We start from the raw sequence: 13,033 nt of genomic DNA, 5'->3' as shown, positions 1-13,033 counted from the left end.
GGTGGGTCAGGCTTCCGCCTCGGTTTGCACCTGGCCGGCATCGCGCGTCGTGTCGCGATGTTCGGAGAGCATCTGCACGATGGTGGCGGCGGTCTCCTCGATCGAGCGGCGCGTCACGTCGATGAGCGGCCAGTTATGTTCGGAGCAGAGCCGCCGCGCCTGAGCGATCTCGTCCCGCACCGATTGCGGATCGACATAATCCGATTCCTCGTCCTTGGCGATCATCGCCATCCGGTTGCGGCGGATCTGCACCAGCGAATTCACATCCTTGGTGAGGCCGATGATGAGCGGCTTCTTCACCTGGAAAAGCTCGGGCGGCAGCGGACAGCCCGGCACCAGCGGCACATTGGCGGCCTTGATGCCGCGATTGGCGAGATAGATGCAGGTCGGCGTCTTGGAGGAGCGGCTGACGCCCAGCAGGATGACGTCGGCATCCTCATAGGACCTGGCCGACTGGCCGTCATCATGGGTGAGGGCAAAATCCATCGCGGCGATCCGGTCGAAATATTCGGCATCGAGCGCGTGCTGCCGTCCCGACTGGCCGCGCGCCGCCTGGCCGAAATGATCGGTGAGCGCGCCCATGATGGGATCCAATACCGATACCACCTTCACACCCAGGCGCAGGCAACCGTTGAGGAGATGCTGGCGCAGCCGGTCATTGACCACCGTGAACAGCACCAGGCCCGGATGCGCCTCGATCCCTGCCAGCACCTTGTCCATCTGTCCATTGGTGCGGATGAGGGTCCAGTGATGCTCGATCGGATGCGCGCGCTCGAACTGCACCAGGCAGGCACGGGTGATGCTGTTCAAGGTTTCCCCGGTCGCATCGGAGACCAGGTGGATATGCAATTGCCCTGCGGCACTGGTAATCGGCATCTTGCGCCTGCTTGTCCACGCGGGGGCAAGATATCCACAGCGGATCGGTTGACAAGCGGCCGATGGGCTGTGGATAAGCGACCCCGCGCTGTTTCATCCACATTCACCCAACTTTCATGACACCGCTTGTCCCGCCTGACAAGGGCGGGTCCCGCGGGCTCTGAATCATGGGGATAACGTGACTGGCAAGCGGGCCGGATTCCATCCCCGTGATTCACGCTGTTCCAGGCGCGCAAGATGCGGCTGGCTCACCGGGCAATGGTGGGATATGACCCACAGGCTTCGCCGTTTGACCTGGATATTGCCCTGCTGCCGGCGATGCTGTCTTACCCCCAGCCGATCGGGGAGTGGTGGCTAACAGCGGGGATTCTCCTGATTCACCGCACATCATCATCTTCCACCTAGAGTCTTATCTTTTAGAGATGTAGGAAGGGGAGCTGATGAGAGGATATGATCTGCCATGAAGACTGCGGAAAAATTGCTGGTGCGGGCCCTCAAGGGGGAAACCCTGGAACGGCCGCCGATCTGGCTGATGCGCCAGGCCGGGCGCTATCTGCCGGAATACCGCGCATTGCGCACCAAGGCCGGCTCCTTCCTCGATCTTTGCTATAATCCCGACTTCGCCGTCGAGGTGACATTGCAGCCGATCCTCCGTTTCGGTTTTGATGGCGCGATCCTCTTTTCCGACATCCTGGTGGTGCCTCATGCGCTGGGGATGGATCTCCGTTTCGAGGAAGGACGCGGGCCGCTCCTCGATGCGCTGAAGGGCGATGATGATCTCTCTCGCCTCGCCATGGACCAGTTCCATGGCAAGCTGCGGCCGGTCTACAGCGCCGTCTCCGGCATCCGGGCGGCACTCCCGCCTGAAACGGCGCTGATCGGCTTTGCGGGCGCTCCCTGGACGGTGGCGAGCTATATGATCGAGGGTGGCTCCTCGCGCGATTTCGCCAAGACCAAGGCCTGGGCCTATCAGCGCCCGGAAAGCTTCCAGCGCCTGACCAATCTGCTGGTGGAATCGACCGCTTCCTATCTCATTGCCCAGATCGAGGCGGGGGCCGAAGTGCTGCAGCTCTTCGATAGCTGGGCGGGTGCCCTGGATCACGCGAGCCTGCTGCGCTGGAGCCTTGCGCCCATGAAGGCCATCGTCGACCGCGTGCGCATGTCGCATCCGGAAGTGCCGGTGATTGTCTTCCCGCGTGCCTGTGGCGCCGGTTATCTCGATTTTGCGCGGGCGAGCTTCATGCATGGGCTGGGGCTCGATTCCGGCGTACCGCTCGACTGGGCCTTCACCCAGTTGCAGGGCCGCATCGCCCTCCAGGGCAATCTCGATCCGCAATTGCTGGTGGCCGGCGGCGGTGCGATGCGCGAGGCCGCAACGAAGATATTGGATACGCTGGGGCAGGGACCCTTCATCTTCAACCTCGGCCACGGCATCGTCCCCGAAACGCCGCCGGAGCATGTCGGCGAACTGGTCGAGCTGGTGAAGGCCTGGCGCCGCAGATGAGCAATGGGTTGAGCGTGGTTGCTGAAAGCGACGAGAAGATCGGCCCAGATAAAATCGGATCGGGGATCCCGGTGGGTGCGACCTTGCGCGCCAAGATCGGCTGGATCGAGATCCGCTGCGACGATGCCGCCATCACCCAATGCTATTGGCGCAAGATCGAACCCAAGGTGGTAGTTTCCTCACCCCTGGCCGAGGAAGCGAAGAACCAGGTCGCGGCCTATCTCGAGGGCAGGCTCACCCGCTTTGACCTGCCACTCTCTTATCCCGGCACCGACTTTGTCGTCAGCGTCTGGGAAATGCTGCTGCGCATCCCCTATGGCGAGACCAGGCGCTATGGCCATCTCGCGACCCTGCTCGGCAAGGGCGACTACACCGATGCCCGGGCCGTCGGCACCGCCTGCGGGCAGAACCCGATCGCCATCATCATCCCCTGCCACCGGGTCGTCGGCTCCAATGCGCTGGGCGGCTATTCCAGCGATCTTGGCCTGACCGCCAAGCGCTACCTCCTCGATCTCGAGAAGGGCCAGGGGCGGTTGTTCTAGGAAACCTGCCAATATCCCCCGGAAACTTGCAGATATCCCCCGATTCCGTGACGGATTTGGGGGTCCTTGACGGGATCGGGGGCGACCTGCCATGTTGCCCCTCGTTACTGTAGCAACACGTCAATACGTCTTCAGGGCGGGGTGAAAATCCCCACCGGCGGTAGGACAGACGGGGGAACACCCCTTATGTTGAGCCCGCGAGCGCCAGCTCCGCAAGGAACTGGGTCAAGCAGATCAGGTCGAAATCCTGAGCCGACGGTCATAGTCCGGATGGAAGAAGACGCGGTCATGACGCCCGTATTGGGCCTGGAATCGCTTGCGCGATCAAGGGCTTGAGCGGCTGTCGTGGTCACGCCCTGGAACGTTTGTCGCCACCACGTGCGAGGAGCGTTTCACATGTCCAAACTGATTTCCCAAATCGACCTAAACCGCGTCCAGTCCCGCATAAACGCTGCCGTCCAGGCAATGCAATCGGGCCTCCCCGTCATCGTGCTCGACGATGACGACCGCGAAAACGAAGCCGACCTGGTGGCTGCCGCCAGCAACCTCAGCCACGACGTCATGGCCCGCATGATCCGCGATTGCAGCGGCATCGTCTGCCTCTGCCTCGATGCGGCAACTGTCGACCGGCTGCAATTGCCGATGATGGCAAGCCGCAACGAAAGCCGTTTCGGGACACCCTTCACCGTCTCGATCGAGGCGCGGCTTGGCGTCACCACCGGCGTCTCGGCGGCGGATCGCCTGACCACGGTCAAGGCCGCGATCGCGCCAAATGCCAAGCCCGGCGATATCGTCAGCCCCGGCCACATGTTCCCGCTGCGCGCCAGTCCCGGCGGTGTGCTGACCCGGCGCGGCCATACCGAAGGCTCGGTCGATCTCGCCGAGATCGCCGGCCTGGGGTCGGCCGCGGTGCTGTGCGAGCTGATGACCCGCGATGGCGAGATGCTGCGCGGCCGTCAGGCGAAGGCCTATGGCCGGCGCAACGGCTTCCCGGTGCTCACCATCGCCGACATCGTCGCCTATCGCCAGAATCTGCTGGCGAAAGCGGCGTAACAGCGGACAGCGCGCGCGGATGGATGACGCGCGCGCTGTCGCTGGCTATGCTCCCGGAAACATCCTGACCGGAGCATCATCCATGACCATTCCCATCGAGACCAACGCTATTCGCTTTCACAAGACCGGCGGGCCGGACGTCCTGAAATGGGAGACGGTGAAACTTGGCACGCCCGGCGCCGGCGAAGTCACGCTGCGCAACAAGGCTTGCGGGCTTAATTTCATCGATACCTATCATCGCAGCGGACTTTATCCGGTGGCGCTGCCATCGGGCATCGGGCTCGAAGGCGCCGCGGTGGTCGAGGCGCTGGGGGCGGGTGTCGGCGGCCTCGGGATCGGTGATCGGGTCGCCTATTGCGCGGCGCCGCTCGGTGCCTATGCGGAATGGCGCAACTACCCGGCCGATAAACTGGTGAAGCTGCCGGACAGCATCGACGACCGGACCGCCGCCGCCATGATGCTGCAGGGCATGACGGTGGAATATCTCATCCGCCGCACTTATCCGGTAAAGGCCGGCGACCTTGTCCTGTTCCATGCCGCGGCCGGTGGCGTGGGCTCGATCGCGGTGCAATGGCTGAAAGCGCTGGGTGCCGTCGTCATCAGCACCGCCGGCGGCGCGGAAAAATGCGCCATCGTGAAATCACTGGGCGCGGATCACGTGATCGATTACCGGGCGGAAGATTGGGTCAAGCGCGTCAAGGACATCACCGGCGGCAAGGGTGTCCACGTGGTCTATGACGGCGTCGGCAAGGATACCTGCGTGCCCTCGATGGATTGCCTGCGGCCGCGCGGCTATCTGGTGACCTTCGGCAACGCCTCGGGCCCGGTGCCGGCGATCGAGCCGCTGACGCTCTCGCAGAAGGGCTCGATCTTCCTCACCCGCCCCACGCTGATGGCCTATACCGCCACGCGCGAGGAACTGGAACTCTCGGCCCAGGCGCTGATGGACGTGGTGTCGAAGGGCATCGTGAAGATCCGCATCGGCCATACCTATCCGCTGCGGGAAGCGGCCCAGGCGCAGCGCGATCTCGAGGCGCGCAAGACCACGGGTTCGGTGGTTCTGCTGCCTTGAGGGAGCGGTGGCATCAGGAAACCGCGGCGGATGGCCGCGCCGGCTGGCGATAGAGACCCTCGTGCCAGGGGAGGCGGACGGTCACGGTGGTGCCGTGACCTTTCCTGCTCTCGATGACCAGGCTGCCGCCATGCAGCTTGACGAGGCCTTCGACCAGCGGCAGGCCGAGACCGGTGCCCGGCATCGTCTTGGAATAGCTGGCCTCGGCCTGGCCGAAGCGCTCCATGGCCTTGCTGATTTCCTGCGGCGTCATGCCGATGCCCGTATCCGTCACGGTGATGACGACCCCCGCATCGCCGGCCTCGGCCGCGCACAAGGCGACCGTGCCGCTATCGGGGGTGAATTTGACCGCGTTCGAGAGCAGGTTGAGCAGGATCTGGCGGGCCTGGGTCTCGTCGGCATGGATCACCGGACAGCCGGCGATGTCGGGCGGTGCTATCTTGACGCCGCGTTCCTCGGCCAGCGTCTCCACGAGGCGGAGGGCCTGACCCACGACCGACGCGGTTTCAATGGCGTCGATGTCCAGGGTCATCCGGTCGGCCTCGATCTTGGACAGATCAAGGAGATCGTTGATGAGCGTCAACAGATGCTTGCCGCTCTGGTGGATGTCCTCGGCATAGGTGCGATAGCGGGGCGGATCGATCGCGCCGAACAATTCGTTCTTGATGATCTCGGCGAAGCCGAGGATGCCGTTCAGCGGGGTGCGCAATTCATGCGACATATTGGCGAGGAAATGCGACTTGCTGACATTGGCGTTCTCGGCGGCGATGCGTGCGGCTTGCAGGTTCCTGGGTCAATATGGTCAGGGATTGCGCCTGTCTTTCCAGACGCTCTGTTGACTCCGCGAGAGCGGCTTCGCGCTGTTTCAGTTCGGTGATGTCGGAATAGACATTCACATAGCCGCCATCTGACGTGCCGTGATGGCTGACCATGCGCCAGCTTCCGTCCGCCGTTTGCGCGATGGTCGACAGCCGTTCGGGATTGGCGAAGCGCTCGATCCAGGTCTGGACGAATGTGTCTATGTCCGCCGCCGTCGTTATGCCGGGATACTCGCCCGCGCGGGCACCTTGGCGCAACACCTCGTCGAAGGCGCGCCGACCGCCACATGGGGCGCGGTCTTGGGATAGAGCTGCAGAAAGCGCTCGTTATAGGCGGCGAAGCGTCCGTCCTTGTCGATCAGCACGAAGCCTTCGTTGAGGCTCTTGATCGCATCCTCGAGGCGCCGCTCCGCCTGCTTGAGGGCGGTGACATCGGTCCAGATGCCGACGATGCCGCCGTCGCTGGTGCGATTCTCCGAGATATGCAGGATCCGGCCGTTCGTCAGAACCTGTTCATAGGGCTCGGCCTGCGGGTTGCGGTGGTGTTGCAGGCGCTGTGCGATCCAGCCTTCGAGATCCGTTCTGGCGCGCGTATCGGTGACATCGGACGCGGCGAAGGCCCGCAGAATCTGCTCCATCGTCTGTCCGACGAGGTCGTCGCCACCGTGCAGGGCCGATTGACTGCGGAACGCCTCATTGCAGACGATCAGCCGGTCCTCGGCGTCGAACAGGGCAAAACCGTCCGAGAGCGCGTTGATGGCATCCTGCAGCCGCTGGCCGATCCGCTTGATTTCCGTCACATCGGTCCAGATGCCGACATAGCCGCCGTGGGACGTACGCTGTTCGCTGACGCGCATCCAGCGGTCGCCGCCCCATTTCACCTCGAAAGGCTCCCGGGGCGGGTTGCGGTGCCGCGCCATGCGCTGGGCGATCCAGGCTTCGCGGTCGAAGGCGGGATCCTGGGCTTCCGGCATGGTGTTTTCGACGAAGGTGCGGACCGTCTCCTCGAATGTCTGGCCGGTGACGTCGCTCTTGATCTTGCTGGAGTAAGCGTCGAGAAAGCCGGCATTATGAATGATGACGCGATCATCGGCATCGAACAGGGCAAAGCCGTCGGGCAGGGAGTCGATGGCGTCGCGCAGCCGGTGTTGCGCCATCCGCTCGGCCGTGACATCCGTCCAGGTGCCGACATAGCCGCCATCCGATGTGCGGCGTTCGCTGATGCGCATGTGCGGCCGCCGCTCCATTCGACCTCGATCGGATCGGCGGGGGGATTGCGGTGGCGTTCCATGCGCTGGGCGATCCAGGCTTCGCGATCGAAGTCCGGGCTGGGCACCGGCATGTCGTGGTAGGCATAGGCCCGGACGACTTCTTCGAAAGTGTGCCCGATCGGGTCGCCCAGGGTTTTGCGCGTGCCCTCGTCTATGAAGGCGTCGTTGCAGAGAATGATGCGGTCATCCCGGTCGAACAGGCCGAAACCGTCTTCCATGACGTTGATCGCGGACCTGAATTGCTGTTCGAGGCGCATGAGCGGCGTGATGTCCGTGTGGACTCCGACGATGCGCTCGACCTTGCCGTCGGCGGCGCGGACCGCCATCGCCCGCGTCTGCACATGGATGGTGCTGCCATCCTTGTGCCGGTAGGCCTGCACGAGCTCGATGGTGGCGCGCTTGCCGGAAAGGAGTTCCTCATATTGCTGGCGTGCCGGCGCGATGTCTTCCGGCGCGATGACCTTGAGCCAGAAGGCTTGGAGATTCTCCACGTCGGCGGGGGTGTAGCCGAGCATTTCGGCGTAGCGCGGGGAGGTCCAGTCCTTGCCGGTGCGCAGATCGCGATCCCAGATCCCGTCCTTGGTGCAGGCGGTGGCGAGGGCGAAGCGGTCATTGCTGGCGATGAGGGCGGCGTTCATGTCCGCGGCGATCTTGGTGGCGCGTTCCTTCTGCGACAGAAGGGTGGCGACCAGCGCCGCGAGCAGGGTCGCGAACATGATGATGCCGGCGCTGAACAGGACCGGCTTGCGATGGCCCAGGGCGAGGAAGCCGGCGGATCTTTGCCAGGCCAGGTTGAAAATCGTGACCGTAGAGCTGCAATGTCGTGGTTTTTTCAGCGCTGAAATCGGTAGGTCACCCGCCTTTTTCCACCGGCACCGCGCTGTCGAAGATGAGCTCGGCCGCGTCGGCCCGCGGTCCGTCGAAGACCCGCAGCCGCATTTCCTGGTCTTGGTTGATCAGCGCCTCGCGGAAAAACGCCTCGGCGATGAAGGGTGCATAGATCCAGCCGGAGAATCTGCCCTTGGCGCCATTCGGCTCGAGCGGCTCGGTCAGGTCGCGATATATCGGCACGAATGCCAGGAAGCCGGGACCGCGCTTCACGTCCTGGACCAGGGTGATGCGTGAGGTAAGGGTTGGCTTGCCGGTATCACGCGCGGCGATGGCGGCGGCCCGGCGTCGCGGTTCGGAGGCGACGTCGAGGCCGATGGCAGCTTGGTTTCGCACCTCTGGTTGCGCATAGATGATGACGAAGTGCTGCGGAAAGGCCGCGGCGTCGGCACTGACATTGGGTACCGGCTTGATGGCGAAATCGGTGCCGAGATCGATGCGCATCATCTCGGCGAACGGATCGGCGAATCGCTTGTTCACGGGGATGATGACGCCCATCCCGTTGATCCCTGGAAACTGGTTTGTCAGGTCGAGCGAATTGGCATAGGCCGCCCATTCCGTGGATTTCACCTCGCGAGAGGCGGCGAACAGACTGGCGCCGCCCTTCAGGGCGTTGATGTAGAGGTTCATCCGGTCGCTGATATGGCTCTCGAGGCGGGTAATGACGGTTGCCATATGCCGGTCGTCGACAGCGTTCTCCGTCGCGGAAACCGCGACGAAGATGGCGCAGCTGATGAGGCCGCCGACCAGATACACGGCCGCCGGGATGAGCGGTCGGCTGCCGCGGACCTCGGCCAGGACGAGTCCGGCGATGGCCAGCGGCGCCAGCATGATCTGCATGTTGATCAGGCTGTCATTGATGCGTGGCTCGTTGAAGGGACCCATTCCGTTGCTGGTGCCGGCCAGCCAGAGGATGCTGGTCAGCAGGACCACGAAGGTTACACCGAAGGTGCCGCCCCAGCGGACGGCGAGGATGAGGATCGGGAACGAGAGGAAGACGGCCGCGCCCCAGCCCGGCAGCAGGAAGGCAAGTCCGTTGCTGGCCAGTGTGGCGAGCGCCAGGGGGATAACGTAGCGCAGGGAGGGAAGGGTCATGCCGCTGCGCAGGGCCAGGAGCGGTGGGGCGATCAGCAGAATGCCGAGCGCGTCGCCGGCCCACCAGGTCATGACGACGTCGGCCGGCGGCGCAGCGCCGAGCTGACCGGCGGCCATGAGCGTGCCGACGCCGATGCCCGCGCTGGCGAGCGGGGCGAACAGCGCCGCCATGGCGAAGCCGGCGGCGCGGCCGATCGGGAAATGATCGCCGCTGAGCGAATCGAGGCGACGGATCAGCCATTGTCCAAGCAAGGCCTCGGCCGTGTTGCCGATACTGATGGCGGCCGCCGTCAGCGGATCGCCGGAGAGGAGGTTGGCGGCAAAGGCGCCAGCCACGATGGCTGGCCAGAACCGTGGCCCGAAGGCGACGAGGAGGGCCGTGGCGAGACCGGAGGCGGGCCAGATGGGTGAGGCGCTGGCATGGAGCGTGGCGAGTGACAGGCCCAGCCGCGCCATGGCGAAGTAGCCGATCGCGCCGAGCGCGAGCGTCAGTCCATAGGAAAATACGCCGATTCGATCCGGCTGGTCTGTGGGCGGCGCGGTCCGGGGCATCTGGCGGCAGTCTCCCCATCATCGAGAACAACGGGGGATTATGGGCGGAGAGAATTAAGCCTTTGCTAAGGGATGGCAGTCGGTCAAGCGGCGCGTCCGCGGATGCCGCCGGTCACCAGGCCCGGCAGCTTCATATCCTGCGTGATGTGGCCGAGCAGGGCGGGGCAAGGAAAGAAGGGCCGGTGATTTCGCACCGGCCCTTTTGCACCTACTGGTTCATCGACTGGAAGAAGTCGGCGTTCGACTTGGCGTGCTTCAGCTTGTCGAGCAGGAACTCCATCGCGTCGACCGTGCCCATCGGCATCAGGATGCGGCGCAGCACCCACATCTTGGAGAGCGTCGCGCGGTCGACCAGCAGCTCTTCCTTGCGTGTGCCCGATTTGGTGATGTCGATCGAGGGGAAGGTGCGCTTGTCGGAGAGCTTGCGGTCGAGGATGATTTCCGAGTTACCGGTGCCCTTGAATTCTTCGAAGATCACCTCGTCCATGCGGCTGCCGGTATCGATGAGGGCGGTGGCGATGATGGTGAGCGACCCGCCTTCCTCGATGTTGCGCGCGGCACCGAAGAAGCGCTTGGGGCGCTGCAGCGCATTGGCATCGACACCGCCGGTCAGCACCTTGCCGGACGATGGCACGACGGTGTTGTATGCGCGAGCCAACCGCGTGATGGAATCCAAGAGGATGATGACGTCGCGCTTGTGCTCGACCAGGCGTTTGGCCTTCTCGATCACCATCTCGGCAACCTGCACGTGGCGCGCCGCCGGCTCGTCGAAGGTCGAGGAGACGACCTCGCCCTTCACCGAGCGCGACATGTCGGTGACTTCTTCCGGCCGCTCGTCGATCAGCAGCACGATGAGATAGGCTTCCGGATGGTTGGTGGCGATCGAATTGGCGATGTTCTGCAGCATCACGGTCTTGCCGGTGCGCGGCGGCGCCACGACCAGGGCGCGCTGGCCCTTGCCGATCGGGCAGATGAGATCGATGACGCGCCCCGTGATGTCGACCCGGTTGATATCGCGGTTCTCGCGGGCTTTCAGCGCGCGACGGCTCATCTCGACGGTGCGGGCGGCTTCCGCCTTGGGCAGTGCCGCTGGTTCCGGCATGGCGTCGTCGCCCTTGCCTTCCAGCTCCATCTTCAACTTCTCATCCGGATAGAGCGGGGTGAGGTTGTCGAAATTGATGCGGTGGCGGATCTTGTCCGGATCCTCGAAATTGATCGTGTTGACCTTGAGGAGGGCGAAATAGCGCTCGCCTTCCTTGGGCCCGCGGATCTGCCCCTCGACGGTGTCGCCGGTGCGGAGACCAAAGCGCCGGACCTGGGAGGGGGAGCAATAGATGTCGTCGGGGCCGGGGAGGTAATTGGCCTCCGGGCTGCGCAGGAAGCCGAAACCGTCCTGCAGGATCTCGAGCACGCCGGCGCCGAAAATGGCGGTGTCGTTATCGGCGAGGTGCTTCAGGATCGCGAACAGCATGTCCTGGCGGCGCAGGGAATTGGCGTTTTCGATCTGCAGGCTCTCGGCAAAGGCCAGGAGCTCGGCTGGGGACTTGCGCTTAAGTTCTTGTAAGTTCATGTGTTTTCTGGAGTTGTGAAGCTGAGAAGGGGACCCTGGGGCGCTGGCTCGGCTATGCTTGGGAATGGGTGCTTGGAACGGCGTCGCCGGGAATGTGGTCTTCGAACCTAACGCCGTGACCCTGTGGTCCAGGGCCTTTGATCTGAAATGTGGCGCGGAGGTTTTCTCGAAGACAGGCCGGTCCAACCCGAATGGTGAACCGGAACCTGCGAAAATCCCTAACGGAAATCGGGGCGGAAGTCAAATCAACCGGCTGTGACCGCTAGAACGGTTTCACGACGACCAGGATGACGATGCCGATCATGAGCAGTGTCGGGACCTCGTTCATGACGCGGTAGAATTTGTCGCCGTGGCGGTTGGCATCCACCGCGAAATGGCGGCGCCAGCGCGCATAGCCGGCATGGATCAGTTGCATGCCGAGAAGCAGCAGCAGCTTGCCTGGAACCAGCCCTCGGCCCAGAGGTCGCCCATCCAGGCCATGGTGAGGCCGAGCGCCCAGGCGGCGATCATGGCCGGGTTGATGATGGCGCGCAGCAGGCGGCGCTCCATGACCTTGAAGCGCTCGCTCTCGGCCGAGCCGGCCGGCACCTCGGTGTGATAGACGAAGAGGCGCGGCAGGTAGAGCATCCCGGCCATCCAGGCGATGACGGCGATGACATGGAGGGCTTTGAGCCACAGATAGAGGTCCATGGTCACATCCCCGCTTTTGTCATGGCGCATTGGCTCTGGCCGCGGCAGGCCTCGCGGCTGCAGCCGGGTTGGAGGGCGGCGCCGTCCCGGCGGGCCTGTTTGACCAGGCAGGCAAGGCCGTCGATGAAGGCCGGATGGGTTGCCACGGTGGGCGCTCGTACATAAGCGGCGGCGCCGTTGCTGGTGGCGAGATGCCGGTATTCGATGTCGAGCTCGACCAGCGTTTCGGAATGTTCGGAGACGAAGGCCACCGGCACCACGATGATGGCGCGGCCTGCCTTGGCATGCTCGGTAATCACCTCATCGGTCGAGGGGCCGACCCATTTCAGCGGGCCGACGCGGCTTTGATAGGCGATGATCCATTGATCCGGCGCTAGGCCGAGCCCTGCCACCGTCGCCGCCACCGTGGCTTCGACCTGCCGCACATAGGGATCGCCCTTGTCGACGATCTTCTGCGGCAGGCCATGGGCCGAGAAGATGACCATCTGCGCCTTGTTCGGCGCTTCCGTCGCGGCCGCGGCGATCGCCTGCTTCGTGATGTCGACCAGCGCCGTCACGAAACCCGGCTCGTCCGGATAGCAGCAGATGAAATGCGCGGGAACGGTGAGGCCGATCTGGCGCGCAGTGTCGTGCCAGACGCGCTGCGACGAGCCCGTCGTGGTGGTGGAGAATTGCGGATAGAGCGGCAGGAGCACGATCTCGTCAGGTCCCCACACTTTCACCGCGCGCGCGGTATCCTCGGTGAAGGGATGCCAGTAGCGCATGGCGATGAAGGTCTTGACCTCGCCGAGGTCGAGGAGGGCGCGGGTGAGGGCATCGGCCTGCGCCAACGTGTTGGGCAGGATCGGCGAGCCGCCGCCCATCTGGTCATAGACATGCTGGGCGATGGGCCCGCGCCGCGCCGAGATGAATTTGGCGAGCGCCCAGCGTATGGGACCCGGAGCGCCGATGATGTTCTTGTCGTTGAACAGGTTGAACAGGAACGGCTTCACGGCCGCCGGCCCGTCGGGGCCGCCGAGAGTGAACAGCACGATGGCGATACGGCGCGGCTTCATGAGGGACCTGACTTGCGTTGCTGACGGTGGGAGCGGCCATGATCTGC

Annotated in this window: 12 protein-coding genes, 1 pseudogene and 1 riboswitch; of the genes and pseudogenes, 5 read left to right on the top strand and 8 right to left on the bottom strand. The window is 64.1% G+C overall.

Features of this window, described 5'->3' with window-relative positions:
- Window positions 1–6 precede the first annotated feature (6 nt).
- The gene (locus tag IPK59_14045) at window positions 7–876 is read right to left on the bottom strand and encodes a kinase/pyrophosphorylase (GenBank protein MBK8159829.1); all 870 of its coding nucleotides are present in this window, start codon (window positions 874–876) and stop codon (window positions 7–9) included.
- Between the two features lie 460 nt (window positions 877–1,336).
- Between IPK59_14045 and IPK59_14040 the strand changes: the two genes are divergently transcribed.
- The 4 genes from IPK59_14040 to IPK59_14025 all read left to right on the top strand — a co-directional run bounded on the left by IPK59_14040 (window position 1,337) and on the right by IPK59_14025 (window position 5,047).
- Window positions 1,337–2,380, top strand: a complete 1,044-nt coding sequence (locus IPK59_14040) for a uroporphyrinogen decarboxylase (GenBank protein ID MBK8159828.1) — start codon at window positions 1,337–1,339, stop codon at window positions 2,378–2,380.
- Window positions 2,377–2,922, top strand: coding sequence for a methylated-DNA--[protein]-cysteine S-methyltransferase (locus IPK59_14035; GenBank protein MBK8159827.1), 546 nt, complete (start codon window positions 2,377–2,379; stop codon window positions 2,920–2,922). The genes IPK59_14040 and IPK59_14035 overlap by 4 nt, the downstream gene beginning before the upstream one ends.
- Window positions 2,923–3,045: 123 nt before the next feature.
- A riboswitch (FMN riboswitch) is annotated at window positions 3,046–3,208 on the top strand.
- 110 nt (window positions 3,209–3,318) lie between these two features.
- Window positions 3,319–3,975, top strand: a complete 657-nt coding sequence (ribB, locus tag IPK59_14030; GenBank protein MBK8159826.1) for a 3,4-dihydroxy-2-butanone-4-phosphate synthase — start codon at window positions 3,319–3,321, stop codon at window positions 3,973–3,975.
- 82 nt (window positions 3,976–4,057) lie between these two features.
- Complete coding sequence (locus tag IPK59_14025; protein ID MBK8159825.1) at window positions 4,058–5,047, top strand: quinone oxidoreductase; 990 nt, start codon at window positions 4,058–4,060, stop codon at window positions 5,045–5,047.
- Window positions 5,048–5,060: 13 nt separating this feature from the next.
- Here the strand turns inward: IPK59_14025 and IPK59_14020 are convergent, their stop codons facing one another.
- From IPK59_14020 to IPK59_14010, 3 genes are read right to left on the bottom strand one after another with little or no spacing between them, the layout of a single operon-like run.
- On the bottom strand, window positions 5,061–5,768 hold the full coding sequence (locus IPK59_14020; protein ID MBK8159824.1) for a HAMP domain-containing histidine kinase: 708 nt from the start codon (window positions 5,766–5,768) through the stop codon (window positions 5,061–5,063).
- The gene (locus tag IPK59_14015; protein ID MBK8159823.1) at window positions 5,758–6,123 is read right to left on the bottom strand and encodes a PAS-domain containing protein; all 366 of its coding nucleotides are present in this window, start codon (window positions 6,121–6,123) and stop codon (window positions 5,758–5,760) included. Before IPK59_14015 ends, IPK59_14020 begins: the two co-directional genes overlap by 11 nt.
- Window positions 6,084–7,022, bottom strand: a complete 939-nt coding sequence (locus IPK59_14010) for a PAS-domain containing protein (GenBank protein MBK8159822.1) — start codon at window positions 7,020–7,022, stop codon at window positions 6,084–6,086. Before IPK59_14010 ends, IPK59_14015 begins: the two co-directional genes overlap by 40 nt.
- 122 nt (window positions 7,023–7,144) lie before the next feature.
- On the opposite strand from IPK59_14010, the gene IPK59_14005 reads away from it, so the two are divergent.
- On the top strand, window positions 7,145–7,978 hold the full coding sequence (locus IPK59_14005) for a hypothetical protein (GenBank protein ID MBK8159821.1): 834 nt from the start codon (window positions 7,145–7,147) through the stop codon (window positions 7,976–7,978).
- A 10-nt stretch (window positions 7,979–7,988) separates the two neighbouring features.
- Here the strand turns inward: IPK59_14005 and IPK59_14000 are convergent, their stop codons facing one another.
- The 4 genes and pseudogenes from IPK59_14000 to hemH all read right to left on the bottom strand — a co-directional run bounded on the left by IPK59_14000 (window position 7,989) and on the right by hemH (window position 12,986).
- Entirely contained in the window at window positions 7,989–9,671 is a 1,683-nt protein-coding gene (locus tag IPK59_14000) for a CHASE domain-containing protein (GenBank protein ID MBK8159820.1), read from the bottom strand.
- A 208-nt stretch (window positions 9,672–9,879) separates the two neighbouring features.
- On the bottom strand, window positions 9,880–11,241 hold the full coding sequence (gene rho, locus IPK59_13995; GenBank protein MBK8159819.1) for a transcription termination factor Rho: 1,362 nt from the start codon (window positions 11,239–11,241) through the stop codon (window positions 9,880–9,882).
- A 262-nt stretch (window positions 11,242–11,503) separates the two neighbouring features.
- Window positions 11,504–11,931 (bottom strand): annotated as a pseudogene (gene hemJ, locus IPK59_13990) (protoporphyrinogen oxidase HemJ).
- Between the two features lie 2 nt (window positions 11,932–11,933).
- Window positions 11,934–12,986 (bottom strand): ferrochelatase, encoded by a 1,053-nt coding sequence (gene hemH / locus IPK59_13985; GenBank protein ID MBK8159818.1) that lies wholly within the window; start codon window positions 12,984–12,986, stop codon window positions 11,934–11,936.
- Between the last annotated feature and the right edge of the window lie 47 nt (window positions 12,987–13,033).

It is taken from the genome of Rhodospirillaceae bacterium, from assembly GCA_016712715.1.
Lineage (GTDB): Bacteria > Pseudomonadota > Alphaproteobacteria > Dongiales > Dongiaceae > Dongia.
Note: the sequence above shows the minus strand (reverse complement) of the source record. Positions and strands in the feature narration are given on the sequence as shown.

Bases quoted from the DNA above. Each gene is read 5' to 3' on its own strand.
- IPK59_14045 (MBK8159829.1), bottom strand. From the start codon at position 876: ATGCCGATTACCAGTGCCGCAGGGCAATTGCATATCCACCTGGTCTCC.
- hemH (MBK8159818.1), bottom strand. From the start codon at position 12,986: ATGAAGCCGCGCCGTATCGCCATCGTGCTGTTCACTCTCGGCGGCCCC.
- IPK59_14035 (MBK8159827.1), top strand. From the start codon at position 2,377: ATGAGCAATGGGTTGAGCGTGGTTGCTGAAAGCGACGAGAAGATCGGC.
- IPK59_14020 (MBK8159824.1), bottom strand. From the start codon at position 5,768: ATGTCGCATGAATTGCGCACCCCGCTGAACGGCATCCTCGGCTTCGCC.
- ribB (MBK8159826.1), top strand. From the start codon at position 3,319: ATGTCCAAACTGATTTCCCAAATCGACCTAAACCGCGTCCAGTCCCGC.
- IPK59_14010 (MBK8159822.1), bottom strand. From the start codon at position 7,022: ATGGCGCAACACCGGCTGCGCGACGCCATCGACTCCCTGCCCGACGGC.
- rho (MBK8159819.1), bottom strand. From the start codon at position 11,241: ATGAACTTACAAGAACTTAAGCGCAAGTCCCCAGCCGAGCTCCTGGCC.
- IPK59_14025 (MBK8159825.1), top strand. From the start codon at position 4,058: ATGACCATTCCCATCGAGACCAACGCTATTCGCTTTCACAAGACCGGC.
- IPK59_14040 (MBK8159828.1), top strand. From the start codon at position 1,337: ATGAAGACTGCGGAAAAATTGCTGGTGCGGGCCCTCAAGGGGGAAACC.
- IPK59_14000 (MBK8159820.1), bottom strand. From the start codon at position 9,671: ATGCCCCGGACCGCGCCGCCCACAGACCAGCCGGATCGAATCGGCGTA.